Below are 22,278 nucleotides of genomic sequence, written 5' to 3' on the forward strand. Positions count from 1 at the left end.
TTTTTGATGGAATTCACTCAGATGAAAACAATGACGCTGGCCGAACTGGCTAAGCGGGTGGGCGTGGGCGTCGCCACGGTGGATCGGGTGCTGAACGACCGGGGCGGCGTGTCGCCCGCGATGACGAAAAAGATTTTACTGGCGGCGCGCGAAGCGGGTTTGAAACGCATCCTGCCGGAGGAGCACCGCCACGCGTGGCAGATAGAGGTGCTGCTGAGCGGTAACGGCTCCTTCTTCTTTCAACAGCTGGCGCAGGATTTTGCCCGGCTGGCAGATGAGCTCGGCTATCGTCGCCTGCGGCTGCACCGCACACTGATTCCGGAGCATGCGCCCGAAAAGCTGGCGGCGCATATCGAAGCCAGCAGCAAAAAGATGGACGGGCTGATTGTTTTCGCCCATGAAAATCCGCTGATTTACGCGGCGCTTGAGGCCTGTAAAGCGCGTGGCGTACCGGTCATTACGCTGGTGGCCGATCTGCCTGATGCGCCGCGCCTGTGCCATGTCGGTATTGACCAGCTTAAGGCGGGACGCACCGCCGCGCTGATGCTCGGCAGCATGCTGCCCGTGGCGGGTGACGTGGTGCTGGTTAGCGGTCGCGCCGATTACGCCGCGCACCGTCTGCGCATCGAAGGGTTTCAGGCAGTGCTGGCGGAGCGCTTCCCGCATCTGCGGCTGCGGGAGATCATCGCAGGCCAGGACGAGCGCGAGCGCATCAGCCGGCTGCTGGAGAAAACGCTGGCCGCATCGCAGCACATTGTCGGCTTGTACAATACCGGCATGGGCAACACGCAGATTCACGAAGCGCTGGCGCGCCACCGGCTGTGCGGCAAGGTGGTGTATGTTACGCACGAACTTTACCAAACCACCCGTGAGCTGCTGGCCAAACGCGTGCTGACGCTAACGCTCGATCAAAACACCCTGCGTCACGCACAACTGGCGCTGACGCTGCTGCTGCGACATCTGGAAGAGGGTGAGCAACCAGAGACCTATCATCCCGGCAAAGTCGACTTTATGCTGTTTACGCAAGAGAATTTTGCCTGATTCGACTTTGTCTTTTATCGCCAGCGCGGTTAAATCGGCGTGATAGCGTGCTGCTACACTCAGTAGCAGCAAAAATCTTCTCACAACAAGGCGAACGCATTATGTCGGAAAATCAGTATCAGCCCGCGAAAGTCTGGACCTGGGACCCGGAAGCCAAAGGTAACGGGGCGAAGACTAACCGTCCAACCGCCGGGCCGACGCATGAGCAAACGCTGCCGGTCGGTAAGCATCCGCTGCAGCTCTATTCGCTGGGGACGCCAAACGGCCAGAAAGTGACCATTCTGCTGGAAGAGCTGCTGGCGCTCGGCGTGCAGGAAGCGGAGTATGACGCCTGGCTGATCCGCATCGGCGATGGCGATCAGTTCTCCAGCGGCTTCGTTGAGGTTAACCCCAACTCAAAAATTCCGGCGCTGCGCGACCACTCGATCACGCCGCCACTGCGCGTGTTTGAATCCGGCAATATCCTGCTCTATCTGGCAGATAAATTCGGCCACTTTATTCCCTCTGACGTGGCGGGCCGCACTGAAACCCTGAACTGGCTGTTCTGGCTGCAGGGATCCGCGCCGTACCTTGGCGGCGGTTTCGGCCACTTCTATCACTACGCACCAGAGAAAATTGAATACGCCATTAACCGCTTCACGCTGGAAGCCAAACGTCAGCTTGATGTGCTGGATCGCCAGCTGGCGGACCACCGTTTCCTCGCCGGCGACGAATATACCATTGCCGATATCGCAACCTGGCCGTGGTACGGCAATCTGGTGCTGAACAACCAGTACGGCGGCGGCGAATTTCTCGATGTGCAGTCGTACAAAAATGTGGTGCGCTGGGCAAAAGAGATTGCCGACCGTCCGGCGGTGATCCGCGGGCGTAAAGTGAATCGGGCATTTGGCGCCGAGCCGCAGGATCAGCTGCTGGAACGGCACGATGCGAGCGATTTTGATACCAATACTGAAGACAAGCGTCAGGCGCGAGGCGAACAATAATGGCCGCATATGTCGTTATGATTAAAGACGAAACGCTGGATAAAGATGAGCTGGCCACCTATTCGCAGAAAGCCGGCGCGGCGCGTGGCGATCACCACATCACGCCACTGGCTTTCTACGGCGATCTGGAGGTACTGGAAGGGCGCGATGCTGAAGGCGTGGTGGTGCTGCAGTTTGAAGATGCTGAAGCCGCCAAAGCCTGGTACTTCAGCCCGGCCTACCAGGAAGCCAAAGCGCATCGCCTGAAAGGCGCCAACTACCGCGTACTGCTGGTGAACGGCGTGGCGTAATGGATGACGTAACCCGTTGCTAAGTACGGGTTATCTGCGGCGCGATCCCTCGCGCCGCGATTAAACCCAGCGCGGTTAATCCAGCGTAATCCGCACCACGCTATCCGGCCCTTGCGGCGAGCGATCTTTATTGAGCCCCTGCTTCACCGTCACGTACAGCGTCTGACCATCTGGCGACACCAGCAGGCTGTTAGGGTGGGTCGGCAGCGTCCAGCTATTTTTCACTGCGTAGGTCGTCGCGTCCAGCTGCAGCACTTTGCCGCCGAGTCGCTGGCTGATGTAAATCTCGTTGCGCTTCGCATTGAATTTGATGCCAAGCGAATCGCCGACATCCAGGCGCTTGATCACCTTACCGCTGCGCTCATCGAACACCAGCGTGGTTTTGCCCTTAGAATTGTCAGTGACGTACAGGCGGCCATTGGCGGCATCTTCCGCCAGATTTAACAGCAGATACTCTTTGCCATCGCCTGGCGTCCAGCGCTGCTCAATTTTGTGACTGCGCGGATTGATCACCAGCACTTCGCCACTGCCGTTCGCCGCGTAAATACGGTCGGTTGACGCCGAATAGAGCAACCCGGTCACCCACTTGCCGGCGTTTTTGATGGTGGTTTTCAGCCGCAGCGTATTCGCATCGACCACCCAAATCATCGCCGGATTATCAATCGCACCGATGTACAGCAGGCCGTCATGCAGCAGGATTTCACGCGCGCCAACCGGATTGCCTTTGTCGTTTTTCAGGCCAAACAGCAGACGCTGCAGCACTTTACCGCTTCTGGCGTCCACTTTCGTCACGCCACCGTCCAGCGTGTTGGTAATGTACAGTACGCTGCCGTCCGGTGAAGCCGTCATGCCAAAGTTTTTCAGATCGGTATGGGTTTCGCCCAGCGTCGCCAGCGTGCGGGCATCCAGGCGATACAGCACGCCACCGTTGACGGTTTTAAACGCCTGCGCGCTGGCCACATACAGCGCAGCCGGATCGCCCGGCACATAGGCCATTTCATACAGGCCGTCGCCCAGTTCACGCTGCTGTACCTTCTCCGCTGCCGCTGGCTTAGCCGCGGCGGCAGGCGCTACTGATTTTTTAGCCGGCGCCTGACAGGCGCTCAGGCTCATGGCTGCCAGCAGCGCCAGAACCAGCGCGGTGGCGCGCGGGCGTAATGATGAAGTCATTGCTGTCTCCGGTAAGGACCGATGGGTTACCTGCGCGAGCAGGAAGTATAAAAAGGAATGAGAATCATACGCATTATTGTATCAGTCGTAAATGTGCCTGATCGGCGACAGCAGGCGCAGGGCTGCGCTGCGTCAATGCCCTCCCCTCAAATTGCCACTTGTAGTATGCTTGACGGCATTCCTGCCTCAGATGTTGACTTAAAAAATGATGGTTCCTGACTATTTAATCAGTGTGTTGCTAACGGCCCATAACAGTGAAAAATTTCTGCCTGACACGCTGGCGAGTTTAGAAAAGGCCTGTCATGGTGTTGAGCAGTATATTGAATTTATTCTTATCAATGACGCATCCGTCGACAACACTGCAGCGTTACTCGATGATTTTTCCCGGCGGCATCCGCAGGCGAAAGTATTTAATATTGATTACCGCAACATTGGCCGGGTGCGTAATTTTGGCGTTCAGCAGTGCAGCGGTGAATATATTACGATGCTGGATGGCGACGATCAGTTGCTGGCCGACGCCCTCACCGATATTGTCCGCTACCTGAAAAGCCATCGTCCGGACGCACTGTTCACGGCGCTTAATGAGGTATATGAATCCCGGCCTCAGCACATCACATGGCAGGGCCTGCAGGCGGAAACACTGTCACGGCATCAGGCCATTGAAAAATTCCTGATCCATCGCGATTTGCAGGCGCACTTTATCGGTCAGTTTATTAAGCGCACCATGCTGCTGGCACATCCCTTCCCGGATTATACCTGCTACGAGGACGCCTGGCTTTTCCCGGAAATCCTGGTCAGCAGTGATGCAATCGCTTATAGCCGCCAGAGCCCTTATCTTTATTTTAAACGCGGCAACAGCTTATCCAGCCAGCTGGATAAACACAAAATTTCACTCTTAGTGAGCGCAACGCAGCATATGGATGAGGTGTTGCAGGAGCGCTATCGTAATCTGCTATCCTGCCACTGGATTAATATTGCACATAAACATCGGAAAGCCCTGGATAATCCTGACGACAGAAAGCAGGTTATTGAGGCGATCACTAAAATCAGGCCGCTGTCTTTTCTTTTCGATAGTAAAATCAGAACCAGTTTTAAAAAGAAATATCTGGCTCTGAAGTTAAACAAACCGCTGTAACAACCGGGCGCTATGCCAGCGCCGGTTTATCAGGACGATGCTTTCTCAGGCGGATGAATCATGGCATAGCTGATGATAATCGCCATCACCAGGATTAGCACCGAACCACTCTGAATTAACACCGTGTCGGTCAGCCCAAAGATGATAATTGACAGCGGCAGCAGTGTTAATCCGGCGACGCCGCGGCGTGCGGCTAATATCAGTAGCACCAGGTAAAAAATCAGCAGGGAAAGTGCGCCAGCGATCCCCTGCAGCGAAAGCGTTTCAAGGAAATCATCGTGCAGGTGATACATGACGTTTTTATACGCTTCGGGATTGTGGCGCTCATGCTGCGTGATGTATTCCCGCGCTTTTGCCGTGCGCTGATCCGGACTTTGCCCCAGCAGCGACCACGAAACGCTGTGCCAGCCGCCTTTCCAGATAGAGAAACGGGCACCAATCGAGGTGTTGTTGTTGGTTTGATAAGTATCGACTTCATTGTGGATGCTGTCTAAGCGCTGCCAGACGCTGCCCGGCATAAATAAAGCGCCCACGATAATAAACAGCGCTAACACCACCAGCGAAATTTTACCCGCCCAGCGATGGGTAAAATAAAACCAGGCCAGATAAATCAGTGGCAGGGTTAATACGCCGGCGCGTGACTCGGTCAGAATCATCAGCATCATATTCACGACAAAAACCGCGCTGAATAAGATCATTTGTCCGCCGCGATGGGTGATGACCCGGTGGCCGGTGTACAAAGTACAGAGCGCCAGCGCGGTAATCAGATAAGAGACGGTACCGGCGGAGTCGGTCAGCAATCTGATGCGGGTCAGCGTTTTTGCGTGTTCACTGATAGCGAAACCTAACGTCACCAGCAGCCCGACAAATAAGATGGCGCTGCAGGTTATCAGGAGTGGACGGCTAAGGTAGTGGCGCCAGGCGACGATAAAATAGCTGAGAAAAGCCGCGATAATAAACAGCTTACCGCCCTGGAAGTAGTTATTCACCACATCACTGAATTCAGCGTGGGAAAACATCTTTGCCCAGATGAGCCGGACCAGCCCGATGAACAGCAGCGGAAGCGCTACCGTTATGGCCGTTTTATCTTTTAGCCATTGTTTTTTCGCCGCCAGAATTACTAAATACAGAGCCACCAGATAACTGGAAAAATAGAATATTTTGCGCGGTAAGGCTTCAACCACCAGTGACGACGCCAGCGCGATACTCAGCAGCACAAAACAGAGCTGGTAAATATTTTTTCCAGTCATCAGCTGGCGAAAAGCGTGAGCTTGCACTTAACAATACCTCATCTTGATATGTTTCAGGCGCCACAGCATGGCCTGCCACCATCTTTTTTGACGAAAAAGCGACTTATACATTCTTTTTGCCTGCTGCGCATTGGCTGGCTGGTCAAACGCCATGGTGGACAGCGGTGAATCCTGATAAATATCGCGATAATGGTGGACCACAAACTGTTGATTCCATACCTGCCAGGGCTTATCCGCACCGGCATAATGAATCAGGCAGGTTTCCGCCGGCACGTCGAGCGTATAGCCACGATCGTCATGGGCCAGCATGGTCAGGGTATTGAAGCGAGGAGAAACAAAGGTCACTTTATCTTCCAGTAAAATATTCAACGCATCCTGGTCGAGATACTGGAAGTTTCGCCCGTGTTCGGACAGTAAAGTAAACGCGCGTTCGCTGATATTGCCAGCGCGCCATTGCGCCACATCAATCAGCATCATGCCGGCGTTAAAATAGCGCTCGCCGCGCAAGCCGGCATTCTTCGCCAGCACCGGCTGCAGCGAGGCAATTTCACCGACCACCAGCGCAACCGCCTCGGGGCCGGTCGGGATCTGCCACAGTTCATTGAGCGGATTAATGCACACCATATCGGCATCAAGATAGAGCAGTTTTTCCGCCTGCGGCAAAATCAGCGGTGCCAGAAAGCGATAGTAGGTCGCACGGGTAAAAAGTTCGGTGACCGGCAGCGTGGCAAACAGCTGGTCCGGCAGATGATGCAGCGTCACGCCGTGGCGCGATCCCTGAAACAGCCTGGCGAGCCGGGGGTTATCGGCCGGTGTCAGTTCTGACGAGATCAGATGGAAATGATAAACGCGGTCTCCGGCGTGTTTCATGATGGACAGAATCGTGATTAGCGCATGCGCTTTAAACTTTCCGTCAACGCCAAAAACAATATGTTGATCGCTCTGTACCGGAAAAAGTGGTTCGGCGTTTATTTCCTGAAGAACATCATGATTCATTGCGCGCTTCTCTGCTGCGGAGCGCTACACTCCGTAACCACTTAATATGTAGACAATAAAATTGGATTTAGCATAAAACGGTAAAAGATTACCACTTTGGTAAACCCAAAGAAAGCGTAGCACGGTAAGCCAGGAGTTTTCGCAGACGAGACAAAAGCAGCCTCTCCCATCCTGTTATTTACGATGAGAGAAGCACGCTGGAGAATAAAGCTACAGCGACGCGCCGCCGCAAATTACCAGCTCCTGTCCGGTAATGGCAGCGGCAGCCGGCGACAGCACAAAACCAGCCAGCGCGGCCACCTCTTCGGGATGGATATAGCGTCCGATAGGCGGCAGTTTCGGCGGCGAGCTGGCGCGGTCCGGCTGCAGCAGCATCGGCGTGGCGGTGGCACCGGGAGCGATCACATTGACCGTAATGCCCTGCGGAGCCAGTTCGGCGGCCCAGCTGCGCGCCATGCCCACCATCGCTGCCTTGGTGCTGACATACTGGCTGCGATTCGCCGCGCCGCGTGACGTGCGGCTGCCGAGCAGCAGAATACGATCGCCGTGGCCCATCTGCGGCAGCAAGGTGTTGGCCATGATTTGCGCCACCTGCACGTGCAGATACCACAGCCGCGCCCCCTGCTCTTCCTCCAGCTCACCCAGCGGCGCGGCCAGCATCATGCCTGCCGCGTGCACCAGCGCATCCACCTTCGCCAGCCCGGCCAAAGCTCGTTTCAGCTGACCGGCGTCAAACAGGTCGACGCTGACGGAGGTAAACGCCGGATGATCTTTCTCCACCGGCGTACGGCTAAAACCGGTGACCTGCCAGCCCTGCGTCAGCAGCTCATCGGCAATCGCCGCCCCAATGCCGGAACTGACACCGGTCACCAGTGCATGGCGGCTCATGCTTTGTCCCTCACCCAGCTCTCCTCCACGCGCACGTACTTGATGGCCTGGCGAAAATAGGTGTAGGCAATGTGCAGTGCACCGTCCGCGCTCTGCTTAATGCTGGGATAGGAGAACTCGCGGTTCAGTTTCTGCTGTGAATTGTTGGTCATGCAGTAGCCGTCCCCTTCATCCAGATTACGCTGCCACGGCCAGCTCACTCCGCCATCGGCAGAAATAGCCAGCGTCATCGGTGCGCGCGGAGCCCCCCAGAAGGCGGTGCGTACGCCCTGAACCACCGGCTGCGCCGCCACGGCCACCGCCGCGTCATCTTCATCTTCGTCTTCGATTTCGTCGTACAGTGACAGGCGACGCTCGCTGGCATCGCGCGCGCTCATGGCGTTAAACACCAGCGCCAGATGGCCGTTGTGCAGCGTAGTCACCTGAATCGATGAGTTATTATTTGGCAGATCGGTTGCCTGCGGCGCGCTCCAGCTTTCACCGCCGTCGTCCGAACGACTCTGGTAGATATAATCAGCCCAGCGGCTGCGATACAGCGCCAGCAGGCTGCCATCCTGCAGTAGCGTAATGTTCATGTGCACGCAGCCGAGGCTGTCCGGCACCGTCACATCGCGCCAGCTCTGTCCTTTGTCACTGGAGATTTTCACCGCGCTGATGTCATCATTGCCCACCCATTTCACTCCCGGCTGGGTGCGACAATAGAACACCGGCAGCAGCCAGTTGCCGTTCGGCAGCACCACCAGCGGCTGGCGGATAAACGTGCCCGGCTGATCGAGCAGCGTATCGATGGCACTCCAGCTGAGACCCAAATCGTGTGACTGGCGATAGCGCACAATTGCCGTGTCCTGATTACCGGACTTCTGCGCGGTCCACAGCAGCCACAGCACGCCCTCGGGATCGAGAAACAGCACCGGATTCTGTTCCGATCGCGCTGGATCGTCGGATAACTGCCGGGGATCGCTCCACTGGGCGCTGCCCTGCGCCAGCCGCGAGCACCACACCGAAATATCCGCGATGCCTTCCTGCGTGCCGCCAAACCACACGCACAGCAGGTCGCCGTTTGGTAACGGCAGCAGATTAGCGGCGTGGTTCTGCGGACAGACCGAAGGCAGCATCGCCGTGAGCTGCTGCGCGTCCTGCGCGTGCGGATGAAGCTTACCGTTACGTTCGACGGTAATGGTTGAGTCGGTCATGTCAGGCTCCACTGTTTTGCATTGATGAATCAGGTGCATTTTTGCGCTGCGGCTGGCGTGACGGGATCAGACGGTCAATCAGCATGATCACCGCCGGTGTGACCAGCGCGACGTACATATTGTTGATGCCGAACGGATCGCCCAGCAGATACCACAGCGAGGTCATGACGCAGGCACCAATCAGGCCGGCGTTCGCGCCGCGCGTACTTTTATAAAATGGCAGGTAGAAAGCGATGATCGCCACCACCGAAATCGACAGACGGATGGCGCGGGTAAAGAACGATAGCTTCAGCACTTCCGGTACAAACAGCACGAAGATCAGCGGCAGGAAACCGATCAGCAGTGACAGCCAGCGCGTCATGCGAAATTCGCGTTCCGGCGTCGGATTACGGTACGGCACATAAAAGTCCTTCACCACCAGCGAGGCGATGGCCAGCGCCACGGTGCTGACGCTGACAAAAATCGATGCCACCAGCGAAGTGGTGACAATCCCTGCCAGCCACGGGCTCATGTCCTGCAGGAACACCGGCAGCGCGTACAGGCTGTTAATCTCCGGATGCAGATACTTTGCCGCCACGCCAATCAGCGCAATGGCGATGGCAATCGGCATACAGAAGAAGAACGCGACCCAGGTGGCGCGCTTCGCAGACGCCGCACTTTTGGTCGAGGCGATAGCCTGAATCACAAACTGGGTGCAGAAGATCGACCCGATGGTGCCAATCATCCAGGCAAAAATGGTGCTGGCGCCCACGTTACCGTCCCAGGTCCAGTAAAAGTGCGGCATCTCTTTGATCATCGGGCTGACGCCGCCGGTCATGTGCAGCGCCACGCCGAGAATGACCAGAATACCGATATATTTCAGGCCACTGTGCAGCAGCGTCACCCAGGCGATGCCTTTCATGCCGCCGAACATAAAATAGAAGGTGCTGACCAGCGCGGTGATCACCGCCGCCGTGGTGAGATCAAGGTTCAGTACCGTAGAGATCGCCGCCGCACCGCTGACATAGTTACCGACGTTCACCAGCAGCAGCGCGTAGATCATGATGATGGAAATAATATTTTTGGTGGAGTTGCCATAGCGCTCGGCAATCGCGCCGGAAATGGTAATTTTGCCGGTATTGTAGATGCGTTTGACCAGCAAAATACCAAACAGCGGAAAGCCGATGGCGGCACCAATCACCGACCAGGACGCGGCGAAGCCATCCTCAAAAGCCGCCTGCGCCGTACCGATGGTTGACTTGGCGCCAATGTATTCAGACATCAGCATTACGCCGACCACAAACGCCGGCATCACGTTTGAACCCGCCATAAAGTCGCCGCTGTTTTTACTGCGCAACCGCCAGGTCAGCCAGGTAGTGAACAGGATGTAGGCAATGACAATCCCGACAATAATCACCATCCCTTCTGCAGAGAACTGTTTCATGTTCGCCTCATTGATAACGTAGGGTCGTGGTGCGTGCCGGGCTTCACACGCACCGTTAATGAGGCGGCCATGATTATTGTTGTTGCGTCGCTGCGCTGGCTACCCCGCACCGTGCAAAATGATTTACTTCACTCAAAAATGAATAAATTTACGCACAGGCAGGGCAATTTATAGATTAACTGGCGTTTAATTAGTTTGATCATGCTCACAAACAGTCAAATGTGATTAATAATAATCAAACTTAACTGTGTGAGATAGCGAGGCAGACTGCGTGCCCGGCCACGGCTACCGCGCCGGGCAGCCGCGAACGTCAGGCGAGACTGTCGTTTTCCAGTTTCTGCCGTTTACGCAGATGAGGGAACAGCGCCATCCACAGCGCCACGACCACCAGGGTGCCGACACCGCCAATCGCGGCTGCAGGCACCGCACCGAACCATGCGGCCAACAGGCCGGATTCGAACTCTCCCAGCTGGTTAGAGGTATTAATGAAGATGGCGTTGACCGCGTTGACGCGCCCGCGCATCTCATCCGGCGTGTCCAGTTGCACCAGCGCGCCGCGAATCACCATGCTCACCATATCGAAGCCGCCGAGTGCCACCAGCGCCAGCAGCGAGAGCCACAGCTGCGTCGATAGCGCAAATACCAGCGTAGCCAGACCAAAACCGGCTACCGAGCCAAACATGATCATGCCCACGTGCTTTTCCAGCTTGTGACGGCTGAGCCACACCCCAACCAGCAGCGCTCCGACCGACGGGGCACCGCGCAGCATGCCCAGCCCCCACGGACCGGTATGCAGAATATCCTGGGCGAAGATCGGCAGCAGCGCCGTAGCGCCGCCCAGTAGCACGGCAAACAGATCGAGCGAGATCACCCCCAGCACATCTTTGCGCTCGCGGATGAAGCGGACACCGGCAAACATGGTGCTGAGGCTGGCCGGAATACGTGCCTGCGGCGGTCGTTCGTAGCGCAAACGGCTGACCAGCACAATCGACAGCAGATAGAACAGCGCCGAAACACCGTACACCACCTCCGGCCCGGCCACATACAGCAAACCGCCCAGCGTCGGGCCGACAATCACCGCCGCCTGACCGCCCACCGAGCTGGCCGCCATGGCGCGTGCGAGGATGGGCGGCGGTACCAACGCTGGCAGCATTGAGGTGATTGCCGGCCACTCCAGCGCTTTGGCCAGCGAAATCAGGAACACCAGTCCCCAGATTTCAATCCGGCCCGCCCAGTGCAGCAGCGTCAGCGCCACCAGCCCGAGCAGCGCCAGCCACTCAATCAGCTGCCCCAGCAGCACGATGCGGCGACGGTCATACTGATCCGCAAGGTGACCCGCCGGCAGCGCCAGCAATACCGAAGGTAAAAATTGCATCAGACCGATCATGCCCAGCGCCATAGCACTGTGGGTAAGCGCATAGATTTGCCAGCTGACGGCCACGGAGAACATCTGAAAACCAAACGATGAACAGGTACGCGCCAGCCAGAAGGCGACGAACGACCTGTGTCGCAGCAGCGAATCTTCCGCTGCGGTGACCGGTGAACTCATAGTTTTATCCCATCCTGAAGCAGAACCGGCCGGCGTCATGGCACCGGCCTGGTGAAAAGCCACCATCGGCTTTCCTTATGTTTTTCACGCCATAGAGTGCGATAACTGACCGGAGCAGGCAATGGCTGGATGTGCGCTGTAAAAACAGGTGTTTATACGGATTCAGGGTTAAAGCTGGCGCGCAGAATATTAGCAGACTGATTGTTTTACTGTGAAAATAGTCAAAACATTCCAGATAATTCAATAAAACGTTAATTACCGCCAGCACAACGCTTTTTATCTCTTTATCAGAAACAGCTAAAAAAGGTGATCTTTGCCGGCGAATCGATCTATATTGCCCCCTGTGATAATCACAGCAGTCTTCCCGTCCTTATAATAATTAAGACGCTATCGTTCATTAATTTATTCATAGAGATAAATGGAAAACAATTCATACCATCCTTATGTCACTGAGCGTGTCTGTCGCTTCGACGGCACACCTATCGGCGCATGTTATTCAGCGTCCTTAATGCATTGCGTGCCGGAGCGTGATGCATTACTTCATGAAGGCGAGATAATTACCCAACATTATCAGTCAGCGGATGCTGCGGGATTAATAATTATTCCACTGGCGGGAAATAGTGTGATGTCCTTTTTGCATGACGTGGATAATTATTCCAGCCTGCAACATGAGAATGTAAGGCTGGCGATCAACTATGCCACTTTACGTCAGGCAGGATCCGCCTTACGCGCTGTGGCGTCTCGTTTTTCCTTCTGGCTTTACGATCTCGCGCCGCCGGGAACCGAGTGGAAAAATATTACCGATTTTCCCTTCAGCGGTATTGTTCTGAGCGATGACTTCTTCCGCGAAAATTATCTCAAGTTCAGCTTTCCTTTTCTGCTCGCTTCGCTGCGGGAAACACAAGCAGAGGTAATATTACGTACGCCTCAGCTCCAATTACCGGCCGAAGATTACCTGCATTTACAGCTAAGCGGCTGGCAAACGCAGCGGAACTGTCATCCGCTCTTCCCGGGGTAAACGTTTACACAAAATTCTGCGCGTCGGCGTTATCACCCGATTACGCCGGACAGGATGGCGCAATATCCTCATAAAATGTCGTGTCACTGCCTGATAAAAAGAGCAAAGCGCTAAAAAAATCAAACCTGTTAACGTTTTTAAGATAAAATTTAACGCAAAGGGATCATCCTGCTTAACGGAAAAGCACTGACAGAACACCTTAAGTCACTTCGTACTCTATGTCGGGATACAGCCTAATCGGTTGTTTCCTTTGATTTTATGGCAAAGAAAGAGGTCAATATTATGGGGAAAGCTTCCTCATCTTTTGGCGTAATTCGCTTCCTGACGGTGCTGTTTGCACTGCTGACGGGCGCATTTATGCTGATTGGCGGCGTTTGGTTAGCCGCCATTGGAGGTTCCTGGTACTACGTTATTGGCGGTGTGATTATGCTGATCACCGCTGTCCTGCTGTGGCGCCGTAGCGGTTCCGCACTGCTGCTGTATGCCCTGTTGCTGCTGGCAACGCTGGTGTGGGGTGTATGGGAAGTCGGCTTCGACTTCTGGGCGCTGGCCCCACGTACCGACGTGCTGGTGATCTTCGGTATCTGGCTGATTCTGCCGTTTGTGTATCGCGGCCTGAATCATGCGGGTAAAGGTGCGCTGGGTGCGATGGCCGTTGCGCTGGTAGCCAGCGTACTGGTGCTGGCGTGGGCAGTATTCCACGATCCGCAGGAGCTGAATGGCAACCTGCCGGAAGCCGCTAACGTCCCGCAGGCCCAGCCGCTGAGTAACATCAACGATGCTGACTGGCCAGCCTATGCGCGTGACCAGCAGGGCACTCGCTTCTCGCCGCTGAAGCAGATCAACACCAGCAACGTGAAAGAGTTGCAGGTTGCCTGGCAGTTCCAGACCGGCGATCTCAAAACCGCCAACGATCCGGGTGAAATCACTGACGAAGTGACGCCGATTAAAATCCGCGACACGCTGTACCTTTGCTCGCCACACCAGATTCTGTTTGCGCTGGATGCGACGACCGGTAAGCAGAAGTGGAAATTCGATCCGGGCCTGAAGCCGAATCCTACCTTCCAGCACGTGACCTGCCGCGGTGTTTCATACCATGAAGTGCCTGCCGCTGCCGATGCCTCTAACAGCCAGCCTGCGCTGTGCTCACGCCACATCTATCTGCCAGTGAACGACGGTCGTCTGTTCGCGCTGGATGCCGATACCGGTGCCCGTTGCCCATCCTTTGGCAACAACGGTGAGCTGGATCTGCAGCACAAGCAGCCGGTACAGACGCCAGGCCAGTATGAGCCTACGTCACCGCCGGTTATCACTGACACCACCATCGTCATTGCTGGTGCGGTCACCGATAACTACTCTACCCGTGAGCCGTCTGGTGCCATCCGTGGCTTCGACGTCAACACCGGTAAACTGCTGTGGGTGTTCGACCCGGGCGCGAAAGATCCTAACGCGATTCCGGCTGATGAACACACCTTCACCATGAACTCGCCGAACTCTTGGGCGCCGGCGGTATACGATCCAAAACTGGATACTGTTTACCTGCCAATGGGCGTTTCCACCCCGGATATCTGGGGCGGTAACCGCACACCAGAGCAGGAGCGCTACGCGAGCAGCGTTCTGGCGCTGAACGCCACCACCGGTAAGCTGGTGTGGTCGTATCAGACCGTGCACCACGATCTGTGGGATATGGACCTGCCGTCACAGCCGACGCTGGCCGATATCACGGACAAAGACGGCAACACCGTACCGGTGATTTATGCCCCGGCGAAAACCGGTAACATCTTTGTGCTGGATCGTCGTACCGGTAAGCCAGTCGTGCCTGCACCGGAGACGCCGGTACCGCAGGGCGCGGCGAAAGGTGACCACGTGGCACCGACCCAGCCGTACTCCGAACTGACCTTCCGTCCGAAGCAGAACCTGACGGACAAGGACATGTGGGGCGCGACGATGTATGACCAGCTGGTGTGCCGCGTGATCTTCAAGCGTCTGCGCTACGAAGGTCCGTTCACGCCGCCGTCTGAGCAGGGTACGCTGGTGTTCCCGGGCAACCTCGGTATGTTCGAGTGGGGCGGCATCGCGGTTGATCCACATCGTCAGATCGCCATCGCTAACCCAATGGCGCTGCCGTTTGTGTCTAAGCTGATTCCGCGCGGTCCGGGCAACCCGATTGAACCACCGCAGGGCGCAGAAGGCGGTTCCGGTACCGAAACCGGCATTCAGCCGCAGTACGGTGTGCCGTTTGGCGTCGAGCTGAACCCGTTCCTGTCGCCGTTTGGTCTGCCGTGTAAACAGCCGGCCTGGGGTTACGTTTCAGCGATCGACCTGAAGACCAACGAAACCGTGTGGAAGAAACGTATCGGTACCGTTCGCGATAGCGCACCGGTTCCGCTGCCGTTCAAAATGGGTATGCCAATGCTGGGTGGCCCAATCACCACCGCCGGTAACGTGTTCTTCATCGGCGCGACCGCAGATAACTACCTGCGTGCGTTCGATACCAACACCGGTGAGATGCTGTGGCAGGCGCGTCTGCCAGCGGGTGGCCAGGCTACGCCGATGACCTATGAAGTGAATGGCAAACAGTACGTTGTCATCGCGGCCGGTGGTCACGGTTCGTTTGGTACCAAGCTGGGCGATTACGTGATTGCCTATGCGCTGCCAGATGCGAAGTAATTTTTCGCACTGAAGTAAAAAAGCGGGCAATGCCCGCTTTTTTTTTCACGCCGGTCGGCATTACGGTCGATCTGGCGATCAGGGTTTACGCAGCACCCGCGCATTCAATAGCGCGCACAGCGCCATAATCACGCAGGTGGCGAGAAACACCGGGCGCATACCAAACGCGCCGCCGATAAAGCCACCGAACAGCGGGCCGCTCACCTGGCCGACATACTGGGCTGAGGTCGCATAGCCCAGCATTTTCCCGACCTGCCGCTGCGGCACATTATGACGAATCAACGCCGTTACGCAGGGCATCAGGCCGCCCAGCGCCATCCCCATCAGGAAACGCAGCACCACCAGCTGCCACGCCGCGCTAATAAATGCCTGCGGAATCAGCAGCAGCGCGCAGAACAGCAGGCCATAAATCAGCACGCGCGCATGTCCGATGCGGTCGGCCAGCCGGCCAAGACGCGGCGCGGAGAGAATGCTGCCCAGCGCGGCGGCCGCCATCACCAGCCCGGCCGTTACCGTCACCGCGTGATCGCCGTGAACAAACTGCGCGATATACAGCGTGATAATCGGCTCAATCGACATATTGGCAAAAATCAGCAGCATGCCCGACAGCCACATCAGCCACACCACTGGCCGGTTGATCGACGCCTCCGGCTCATCACCCTCCCCGGCTGCGGCTTTCTTCGCCGCACGTGGCGCTTCTTTCAGCAGAAAAGTGGTGGCGAGAAACGCGAGAAAAATCACCGCACCGGTGAGCCAGAAAGTGTGGCGGATACCGATCAGCGGCGGCAGCACGCCGCCCAGCAGCGGGCCGACCACGTTACCGGCCATGATGCCGGAGGACAGCACGCCCAGCGCCCAGCCGGTCTGCGCTTTCGGCGTTTGCGACGCCACCAGAATGGTGGAACCCGACGCATAGCCGCCGAGCAGACCGGCCAGCAGGCGCAGCGCCACCAGCTGCCACGGCGCGGTGGCCATACCAATCAGCGACATGGCGACGGCCATTCCGAGGCTGGCGCGGATCAGCATCAGCTTGCGGCCATAGCGATCCGCCAGTTTTCCCCACAGCGGTGCCGTCAGCGCCGCGCTAAGAAAGGTGGCACCATAAGCGGCGCCTGACCAGCGCGCAATCGCTGCCGGTTCCTGCACGCCCAGTTGCTGCACATAGAGGGGCAGAAAGGGCAGCAGCAGGGTCATGGCGACGATAGTGCTGAACGAGCCCAGCACGCAAACCCACAAATTGCGCCGCCAGTGTTGCTGCTCAGGCGCTAACGCGATAGAAGAGTGCGACATAGGGATATCCCTGTTTTTGGCTTTTTTAGCAGGCTATCAGCGGTAGCACACAGAAAACAGGGAGAAGCGGATATTTGCCAGCCAGCGCGCTATTGTTGCCAAAAAACAACAATCACGGCGCACCCAGCGCAGTGATCAGCGCGTCGCAGAGCAAGGTGATCGGTGACGAGGGCTGCGGCTGCTCTTTCAGCAGCAGGTAACTGTGCAGGCGATCCATCTGCCATTCCGGCAGCACCTGCTGAATCTCGCCGCGCGCTAGCGCCTCCTGCGTCATATAGGCCGGCAGATACGCCACGCCGGTTCCGGCCAGGGCCGCATTGAGCAGCGCCATGCTGTTATTCGCGCGAAAGCGGCTGTGCACATCCAGCGCCAGGCGCTGCTTATCACGGCGAAACGGCAACGCCGCCGTGTGTGCCGGGCCGTGAAACAGCAGCAGATCGTGGCGCATCAGACGTTCGGGATGATCGATGGCCGGATGCGCAGCCAGATACGCTGGCGACGCATACAGTCCCCAGTCAATGCTGCTCAGCTCGCGGTAGTTTGCGACTTCCGGCGCACGCGCGCGGATCACAATCGCCACGTCCGCACTGGGCTGCGGATCGTCGCTGGTGGTCAGTTCGAGATCGACATTGATGTGAATATGACGGCGGATAAAGGTGTTCAGCGTCGGCACCACGCACTGGCAGCCGAAGGTGATCGGCGCCTGCAGCCGCACGTTGCCGGCAGGCTGCTGATGCACCTGCTGCACAAACGCATCGGCGCGATGCATCTCTTCCAGCATGCGGGTGCAGAACGGATAGTAAGCCTGGCCCAGCTCGGTCAGCGCCACTTTGCGCGTGGTGCGCTGCAGCAGTTTGATACCCAGCCGCACCTCCAGCCGGGCAATTTCGCGGCTGACGTGCGATTTTGATACCCCCAGCGTACGGGCCGCTTCGCTGAAGCTTTGCCGCTCAACGACGCGTGCAAACAGCATCATGGCGGTGAGATTATCGCTGTTGTCCATGTTCTCTGGCTGATTCGAAAGAGTGAGAACCGCAGCTTAAAAGTAAACACGCGAATGCGCACCCGATTTCCCGTTACGCAGCGGCCACGGGAAATCGGGCGAGGGATGTCACACCGCCACCGCTAACGGAAACAGCAGGCGATCCGGCTCGACGCGACGCTGACGCCGCAGCTGGCCTGGCGTGACGCGGAAATAATTTTTAAAGGTGCGGGTGTAAGCCTGTTGGGTATCAAAGCCGTAGCTCATCGCTACCTGCAAAATCGCCTCATCACTGTTGATCAGCGTGAGCGCTGACTCAGTCAGCCGGCGCTGGCGAATGTATTCTGCCAGTGAAAAACCGGTGTGCTGACGGAACAGACGTTGCAGATGCCAGCGGGAATATCCCGAGCGGCGTGCTACTTCATCCAGATGCAGATCGTGCCCTAAGTTTTTTTCAATCCACTCCAGCAAACTACGGATAAATTCGCGCTGATTCATGACTTCCTCCGGCGTCGGTAAAATGTCCAGTGACGTCACTGTAGCGCGTTAAATTTATCCCTTAATTAGCAGAAAATTAGCGCAGAATTAGCAAGCAAAAAAACGGCTTTCCCGACGAAACAGCGCACCAGGTTAATTCTGCGCTAATTATCGGGCGCTACACTGCGACAAGTTATTCAGGAGGGCATCATGCGTGTGCTGCTGGTAGAAGATGATGAAATGATCGGCGCCAACCTGCAGCAGGCGCTGGAGGCCGCCGGCTGGTCGGTGGACTGGGTGCGTGACGGCGTATTTGCCAGCAACGCCTGGCAGGAAGGCGGTTATACCTGCGTCCTGCTCGATCTCGGTTTACCGCGTGAAGATGGCATCAATGTGCTGCGCCGTGCGCGCACGCGCGGTGACATGACGCCGGTGCTGGTGCTGACCGCGCGTGATACCGTGCAGCAGCGCATCCAGGGCCTGGACAGCGGCGCCGATGACTACTTACTCAAACCCTTTGATCTGCAAGAGGTTCTGGCGCGTATGCGAGCCATCACCCGACGCCGCCACGGTGCGGCGGACTCCCTGCTGGGCAACGGCGACGTGCAGCTCGATATGATGACGCGTGAAGTGCTGTACAAAGGCCAGCGCGAGCAGCTAACCGCACGTGAATACGCCCTGCTCTATGCGCTGCTGGAACGCCCGGGCGCGATCCTGTCGCGTGAGCAGTTAGAAAACCGCATCTACGGCTGGGGCGAAGAGGTCACCAGCAACGCCGTGGACGTGCTGATTCACGGCATGCGGCGCAAACTCGATAACGAAGTGATTCGCAACGTACGCGGTCTGGGCTGGCGGGTACCGGCAATATGAGATCCTTTACGTTTATGCGGTCGCTGCGCAACAAACTGCTGGCCACGCTGGTGCTGCTGCATCTGGCGATGATCGGCGGTGTCACCTGGTATTTCTACCACTGCTATGGCGACATGATGGGCACCATGAAGGACGACCAGCTCGCCAAAATTGCCGATGCCTGGTCAAGCAGCCAGCGCATGCCGGCACTGATGCCGATGGTGATGCAGCAGGAGAAGCTGAAAAGTACCTATATCGTTCAGCTCTGGGACACCAATAATCATCTGCGCGCCAGTTCCTGGCCGGCGCTGCATGCGCCCCTGCAGAGCAAAAAAGGCTGGTCAGATTTAAAAGTTGGCGACTGCGGCGATGACTGCCAGTGGCGCGTTTACACCCGTCCCGGCGAGCTGGGCAGCGAGATCGGCAATATTCAGGTGCTGCACAACGTCGGCTACATGAAGAGCCTGATGGTGAAACGCGTACTCTCCGCCATCATTCCGCTGATCCTGATGATGCCGCTGTCGCTGCTGGTGATCTGGCTGGTGGTGCGTGCCATTACGCGCGATCTGCGCGTGGCGTCGCGCCAGATTGCGGCGCAGGAAACCCTGCATCCGCACAGCGTGTCGCCGGACGGTCTGCCGGACGAAGTGCTGCCGCTGGTCGATGCTTATAACTCGCTACTGGATAAACTACGCGCGGCCTGGTCGTCACAGCGCCAGTTCCTTGAGGATGCCGCGCATGAACTGCGCACGCCGGTCACCGCCGTCACGTTACAGCTGGAGAACCTGCGTCAGCACATCCTGCCGGGCGAAGCCAGCCGCCAGTTTGATCAGCTGGAAGCGGGCGTCACGCGCACGCGCCATCTGGTCACGCAATTGCTGAACATCTCGCGCCAGGAGGATCAGTCCGTTGTCGCCAGCGTCGAGACCATTGAGCTTGATGACCTGCTGAAGGAGAGCATTGAGCAGCTGATGGTGGTGGCGGACAAGCGCGGCATTGATATCGGCTTCAACGGCACGGCGCATTATCGTCTGCACGCCAGCCGCTCCGATCTGCGCAGCCTGTTCGATAACCTGATCGGCAACGCCATGCTGCACACGCCGGAGGGCAGCCTGGTGGATGTGCTACTGCATCGCGTCGGTCATCATACGGTGGTGGATATTGTCGATAACGGCCCCGGCATGCCGGAGTCGTTTATTGAGCGCGCCTTCGATCGCTTTACCCGCTCGCCGGATGTCCAGGCGCAGGGCAGCGGCTTAGGATTGTCGATCGTGCGCAGCGTGGCGCAGAAGCATCAGATGCAGGTGGCGCTGTCGAATTGCCTGAACCCGCAGGGTGAAGTGTGTGGCCTGCAGGTACGCGTAACCCTTCCCTGACGTCTTTCCTCTCCGGCGCGATAATCCGCGCCGGCTATTTTCTTCTCCTGCCAGTTCTCTGCGTATCCCGACAACGTAAACGGTTGCGGGGTTCCGTTCGTTACACGGCCTTTGTGTGATCAAGCTCACATATTTACTGAATCGAAATGCAACACTTTTTGACAAACGTGATCAAAATCTATTTTCTATCGCTCTGTTACAGGCACATTACGCGGGCCTGAAAATCCGGCGCGTCAGACCGGCGACAACAGCACACTGCCCATCCCCTGGGATCGATTTCACCCGATCGCAGCATTTGCGCGGCGATCACGAGTAAGTGGTTAAAAAATAATGAAATTTAAAACGTTGATAGCAGGGGCCTTACTGGCCAGTAGCTGGACCGGCGCCGCACAGGCGGCGGAAAGCGATCCGCAGTACCTTTCTGACTGGTGGCATCAGAGCGTGAACGTGGTAGGCAGTTATCACACCCGCTTCGGACCCCAGTTCAACAATGATGTGTATCTCGAATACGAAGCCTTTACTAAAAAGGACTGGTTTGATTTCTACGGCTACCTTGACCTGACCAACTTCTTTGGCGTGGGTAACAGCAATGCCAACGGTATTTTTGACCACGGTTCTCCGATGTTCATGGAAATTGAGCCACGCTTCTCCATTGATAAGCTGACCGGCACCAGCCTGGCGTTCGGACCGTTCAAAGAGTGGTACTTCGCTAACAACTACATCTACGACATGGGTCGCAACAGCGACAGCCGTCAGAACACCTGGTATATGGGTCTGGGTACTGACATTGATACCCATAGCGATATCGGCCTGTCACTGAACGTGTACGCGAAATACCAGTGGGAAAACTACGGCGCGGCGAACGAAAACAGCTGGGATGGTTATCGCTTCAAGGTGAAATACTTTGTACCGATTACCGACCTGTGGGGCGGCAAGCTGAGCTACATCGGTTTCACCAACTTTGACTGGGGCTCCGATCTGCGTGACAAGTCTGACCGCTCACGCACCAGCAACTCAATTGCCTCCAGCCACATTCTGTCGCTGAACTACGATCACTGGCATGTCTCTACCGTGGCGCGTTACTTCCACAACGGCGGCCAGTGGGCTGATGGCCAGGAGCTGAACTTCGGCAACGGTCCGTTTGAAGTGAAATCAACCGGCTGGGGTTACTACCTGGTGGTGGGTTACAACTTCTAAACCGCTTCCGGCGTGGCCGCTTACCATCACGGCCACGCCAGTCTGTTACGCCTGTGGCTTCACCACGTTGATGCGCCATGGGATGCCGAACTTATCGATAAACATCCCGAAGCCGTTCGACCAGAAAGTTTTCTGCCATTCAGTGGTCACTTTGCCGCCCGCAGAGAGCTTATCAAACCAGGCTTTACCCTCCGCTTCATCTGGCGTGGCCAGGCTCACCGCATAACCGGCATGTTCGGACGCCGGTGGCTGGGCGGTATTGCCATCACTCAGCATTAGCTCGCCCTGACCAATGCGCAGATGCGCATGCATAATCTTTTCCGGCGGCAGCGGCGGCGCCGACTGATCGCCCACTTGTTCGCCCTGCTCCGGCATATCTCCAAACGTCATTTTTTGCAGAATTTCGCCGCCGGTGGCTTCCAGATAGAAGGCAATCGCTTCTTCACAGCGACCGTAGAGAAATAAATAAGGACTCACCTGCATCGTAACCTCCGTTGAGAG

The 22,278-nt window shown here is 56.9% G+C and carries 20 protein-coding genes; 9 read left to right on the forward strand and 11 right to left on the reverse strand.

Going from position 1 to position 22,278, the window contains the following annotated elements; all coding sequences use genetic code 11:
• The first annotated feature begins 21 nt into the window (after nucleotides 1-21).
• From AC6I8P_RS17330 to AC6I8P_RS17340, 3 genes are all read left to right on the forward strand, one after another.
• The gene (locus AC6I8P_RS17330) at nucleotides 22-1,041 is read left to right on the forward strand and encodes a LacI family DNA-binding transcriptional regulator (protein WP_104093940.1); all 1,020 of its coding nucleotides are present in this window, start codon (nucleotides 22-24) and stop codon (nucleotides 1,039-1,041) included.
• A gap of 101 nt (nucleotides 1,042-1,142) precedes the next feature.
• Nucleotides 1,143-2,024: a glutathione-dependent disulfide-bond oxidoreductase gene (yghU, locus tag AC6I8P_RS17335; RefSeq protein ID WP_021507780.1), complete on the forward strand. Its 882-nt coding sequence runs from the start codon at nucleotides 1,143-1,145 to the stop codon at nucleotides 2,022-2,024.
• The gene (locus AC6I8P_RS17340) at nucleotides 2,024-2,314 is read left to right on the forward strand and encodes a DUF1330 domain-containing protein (RefSeq protein ID WP_021507781.1); all 291 of its coding nucleotides are present in this window, start codon (nucleotides 2,024-2,026) and stop codon (nucleotides 2,312-2,314) included. The genes yghU and AC6I8P_RS17340 overlap by 1 nt, the downstream gene beginning before the upstream one ends.
• Before the next feature lie 75 nt (nucleotides 2,315-2,389).
• On the opposite strand, the gene AC6I8P_RS17345 is transcribed toward AC6I8P_RS17340, so the two are convergent.
• Complete coding sequence (locus AC6I8P_RS17345; protein ID WP_498030833.1) at nucleotides 2,390-3,484, reverse strand: YncE family protein; 1,095 nt, start codon at nucleotides 3,482-3,484, stop codon at nucleotides 2,390-2,392.
• Between the two features lie 205 nt (nucleotides 3,485-3,689).
• Here AC6I8P_RS17345 and AC6I8P_RS17350 point away from each other — a divergent pair, with 205 nt between their 5' ends.
• The gene (locus AC6I8P_RS17350) at nucleotides 3,690-4,619 is read left to right on the forward strand and encodes a glycosyltransferase family 2 protein (protein ID WP_498030834.1); all 930 of its coding nucleotides are present in this window, start codon (nucleotides 3,690-3,692) and stop codon (nucleotides 4,617-4,619) included.
• Between the two features lie 29 nt (nucleotides 4,620-4,648).
• On the opposite strand, the gene AC6I8P_RS17355 is transcribed toward AC6I8P_RS17350, so the two are convergent.
• The 6 genes from AC6I8P_RS17355 to AC6I8P_RS17380 all read right to left on the reverse strand — a co-directional run bounded on the left by AC6I8P_RS17355 (nucleotide 4,649) and on the right by AC6I8P_RS17380 (nucleotide 11,918).
• Nucleotides 4,649-5,896, reverse strand: coding sequence for an O-antigen ligase family protein (locus AC6I8P_RS17355; protein WP_498030835.1), 1,248 nt, complete (start codon nucleotides 5,894-5,896; stop codon nucleotides 4,649-4,651).
• On the reverse strand, nucleotides 5,897-6,865 hold the full coding sequence (locus tag AC6I8P_RS17360; protein WP_058780864.1) for a glycosyltransferase family 8 protein: 969 nt from the start codon (nucleotides 6,863-6,865) through the stop codon (nucleotides 5,897-5,899).
• 210 nt (nucleotides 6,866-7,075) lie between these two features.
• Complete coding sequence (locus tag AC6I8P_RS17365) at nucleotides 7,076-7,753, reverse strand: SDR family NAD(P)-dependent oxidoreductase (protein ID WP_021507786.1); 678 nt, start codon at nucleotides 7,751-7,753, stop codon at nucleotides 7,076-7,078.
• The gene (locus AC6I8P_RS17370) at nucleotides 7,750-8,946 is read right to left on the reverse strand and encodes a sialidase family protein (protein ID WP_498030836.1); all 1,197 of its coding nucleotides are present in this window, start codon (nucleotides 8,944-8,946) and stop codon (nucleotides 7,750-7,752) included. The genes AC6I8P_RS17365 and AC6I8P_RS17370 overlap by 4 nt, the downstream gene beginning before the upstream one ends.
• A 1-nt stretch (nucleotide 8,947) precedes the next feature.
• Nucleotides 8,948-10,369 (reverse strand): sodium:solute symporter family protein, encoded by a 1,422-nt coding sequence (locus tag AC6I8P_RS17375; RefSeq protein WP_058759283.1) that lies wholly within the window; start codon nucleotides 10,367-10,369, stop codon nucleotides 8,948-8,950.
• Between the two features lie 310 nt (nucleotides 10,370-10,679).
• Nucleotides 10,680-11,918 (reverse strand): MFS transporter, encoded by a 1,239-nt coding sequence (locus AC6I8P_RS17380; RefSeq protein WP_498031185.1) that lies wholly within the window; start codon nucleotides 11,916-11,918, stop codon nucleotides 10,680-10,682.
• A gap of 418 nt (nucleotides 11,919-12,336) precedes the next feature.
• Here AC6I8P_RS17380 and AC6I8P_RS17385 point away from each other — a divergent pair, with 418 nt between their 5' ends.
• Both AC6I8P_RS17385 and AC6I8P_RS17390 read left to right on the forward strand, forming a co-directional pair.
• Nucleotides 12,337-12,936, forward strand: coding sequence for a hypothetical protein (locus AC6I8P_RS17385; RefSeq protein ID WP_104093934.1), 600 nt, complete (start codon nucleotides 12,337-12,339; stop codon nucleotides 12,934-12,936).
• A 282-nt stretch (nucleotides 12,937-13,218) separates the two neighbouring features.
• Nucleotides 13,219-15,606 (forward strand): glucose/quinate/shikimate family membrane-bound PQQ-dependent dehydrogenase, encoded by a 2,388-nt coding sequence (locus AC6I8P_RS17390; RefSeq protein ID WP_498030837.1) that lies wholly within the window; start codon nucleotides 13,219-13,221, stop codon nucleotides 15,604-15,606.
• A 78-nt stretch (nucleotides 15,607-15,684) separates the two neighbouring features.
• Here AC6I8P_RS17390 and AC6I8P_RS17395 read toward each other — a convergent pair whose 3' ends face one another.
• The 3 genes from AC6I8P_RS17395 to AC6I8P_RS17405 all read right to left on the reverse strand — a co-directional run bounded on the left by AC6I8P_RS17395 (nucleotide 15,685) and on the right by AC6I8P_RS17405 (nucleotide 18,376).
• The gene (locus tag AC6I8P_RS17395; protein ID WP_211724913.1) at nucleotides 15,685-16,896 is read right to left on the reverse strand and encodes an MFS transporter; all 1,212 of its coding nucleotides are present in this window, start codon (nucleotides 16,894-16,896) and stop codon (nucleotides 15,685-15,687) included.
• Nucleotides 16,897-17,008: 112 nt separating this feature from the next.
• Complete coding sequence (locus AC6I8P_RS17400) at nucleotides 17,009-17,899, reverse strand: LysR family transcriptional regulator (RefSeq protein ID WP_058759280.1); 891 nt, start codon at nucleotides 17,897-17,899, stop codon at nucleotides 17,009-17,011.
• A 108-nt stretch (nucleotides 17,900-18,007) separates the two neighbouring features.
• Nucleotides 18,008-18,376: a helix-turn-helix domain-containing protein gene (locus AC6I8P_RS17405; protein ID WP_021507794.1), complete on the reverse strand. Its 369-nt coding sequence runs from the start codon at nucleotides 18,374-18,376 to the stop codon at nucleotides 18,008-18,010.
• Nucleotides 18,377-18,565: 189 nt separating this feature from the next.
• Here AC6I8P_RS17405 and AC6I8P_RS17410 point away from each other — a divergent pair, with 189 nt between their 5' ends.
• From AC6I8P_RS17410 to AC6I8P_RS17420, 3 genes are all read left to right on the forward strand, one after another.
• Nucleotides 18,566-19,225, forward strand: a complete 660-nt coding sequence (locus tag AC6I8P_RS17410) for a response regulator (protein ID WP_021507795.1) — start codon at nucleotides 18,566-18,568, stop codon at nucleotides 19,223-19,225.
• On the forward strand, nucleotides 19,222-20,580 hold the full coding sequence (locus AC6I8P_RS17415) for a sensor histidine kinase (protein WP_058759279.1): 1,359 nt from the start codon (nucleotides 19,222-19,224) through the stop codon (nucleotides 20,578-20,580). The genes AC6I8P_RS17410 and AC6I8P_RS17415 overlap by 4 nt, the downstream gene beginning before the upstream one ends.
• A 330-nt stretch (nucleotides 20,581-20,910) precedes the next feature.
• Nucleotides 20,911-21,777: a nucleoside-specific channel-forming protein Tsx gene (locus AC6I8P_RS17420; protein ID WP_021507798.1), complete on the forward strand. Its 867-nt coding sequence runs from the start codon at nucleotides 20,911-20,913 to the stop codon at nucleotides 21,775-21,777.
• A gap of 45 nt (nucleotides 21,778-21,822) precedes the next feature.
• Here AC6I8P_RS17420 and yjdN read toward each other — a convergent pair whose 3' ends face one another.
• Entirely contained in the window at nucleotides 21,823-22,260 is a 438-nt protein-coding gene (gene yjdN / locus AC6I8P_RS17425) for a VOC family metalloprotein YjdN (protein WP_058770044.1), read from the reverse strand.
• Between the last annotated feature and the right edge of the window lie 18 nt (nucleotides 22,261-22,278).

This window comes from gamma proteobacterium symbiont of Lampromicra miyakona (genome assembly GCF_059730895.1).

Coding starts and splice junctions, on each gene's coding strand:
- AC6I8P_RS17380 (WP_498031185.1), bottom strand. CDS start 11,918: ATGAGTTCACCGGTCACCGCAGCGGAAGATTCGCTGCTGCGACACAGG.
- AC6I8P_RS17405 (WP_021507794.1), bottom strand. CDS start 18,376: ATGAATCAGCGCGAATTTATCCGTAGTTTGCTGGAGTGGATTGAAAAA.
- yghU (WP_021507780.1), top strand. CDS start 1,143: ATGTCGGAAAATCAGTATCAGCCCGCGAAAGTCTGGACCTGGGACCCG.
- AC6I8P_RS17420 (WP_021507798.1), top strand. CDS start 20,911: ATGAAATTTAAAACGTTGATAGCAGGGGCCTTACTGGCCAGTAGCTGG.
- AC6I8P_RS17365 (WP_021507786.1), bottom strand. CDS start 7,753: ATGAGCCGCCATGCACTGGTGACCGGTGTCAGTTCCGGCATTGGGGCG.
- AC6I8P_RS17360 (WP_058780864.1), bottom strand. CDS start 6,865: ATGAATCATGATGTTCTTCAGGAAATAAACGCCGAACCACTTTTTCCG.
- AC6I8P_RS17370 (WP_498030836.1), bottom strand. CDS start 8,946: ATGACCGACTCAACCATTACCGTCGAACGTAACGGTAAGCTTCATCCG.
- AC6I8P_RS17390 (WP_498030837.1), top strand. CDS start 13,219: ATGGGGAAAGCTTCCTCATCTTTTGGCGTAATTCGCTTCCTGACGGTG.
- AC6I8P_RS17385 (WP_104093934.1), top strand. CDS start 12,337: ATGGAAAACAATTCATACCATCCTTATGTCACTGAGCGTGTCTGTCGC.
- AC6I8P_RS17415 (WP_058759279.1), top strand. CDS start 19,222: ATGAGATCCTTTACGTTTATGCGGTCGCTGCGCAACAAACTGCTGGCC.
- yjdN (WP_058770044.1), bottom strand. CDS start 22,260: ATGCAGGTGAGTCCTTATTTATTTCTCTACGGTCGCTGTGAAGAAGCG.
- AC6I8P_RS17400 (WP_058759280.1), bottom strand. CDS start 17,899: ATGGACAACAGCGATAATCTCACCGCCATGATGCTGTTTGCACGCGTC.
- AC6I8P_RS17395 (WP_211724913.1), bottom strand. CDS start 16,896: ATGTCGCACTCTTCTATCGCGTTAGCGCCTGAGCAGCAACACTGGCGG.
- AC6I8P_RS17375 (WP_058759283.1), bottom strand. CDS start 10,369: ATGAAACAGTTCTCTGCAGAAGGGATGGTGATTATTGTCGGGATTGTC.
- AC6I8P_RS17330 (WP_104093940.1), top strand. CDS start 22: ATGAAAACAATGACGCTGGCCGAACTGGCTAAGCGGGTGGGCGTGGGC.
- AC6I8P_RS17340 (WP_021507781.1), top strand. CDS start 2,024: ATGGCCGCATATGTCGTTATGATTAAAGACGAAACGCTGGATAAAGAT.
- AC6I8P_RS17350 (WP_498030834.1), top strand. CDS start 3,690: ATGATGGTTCCTGACTATTTAATCAGTGTGTTGCTAACGGCCCATAAC.
- AC6I8P_RS17345 (WP_498030833.1), bottom strand. CDS start 3,484: ATGACTTCATCATTACGCCCGCGCGCCACCGCGCTGGTTCTGGCGCTG.
- AC6I8P_RS17410 (WP_021507795.1), top strand. CDS start 18,566: ATGCGTGTGCTGCTGGTAGAAGATGATGAAATGATCGGCGCCAACCTG.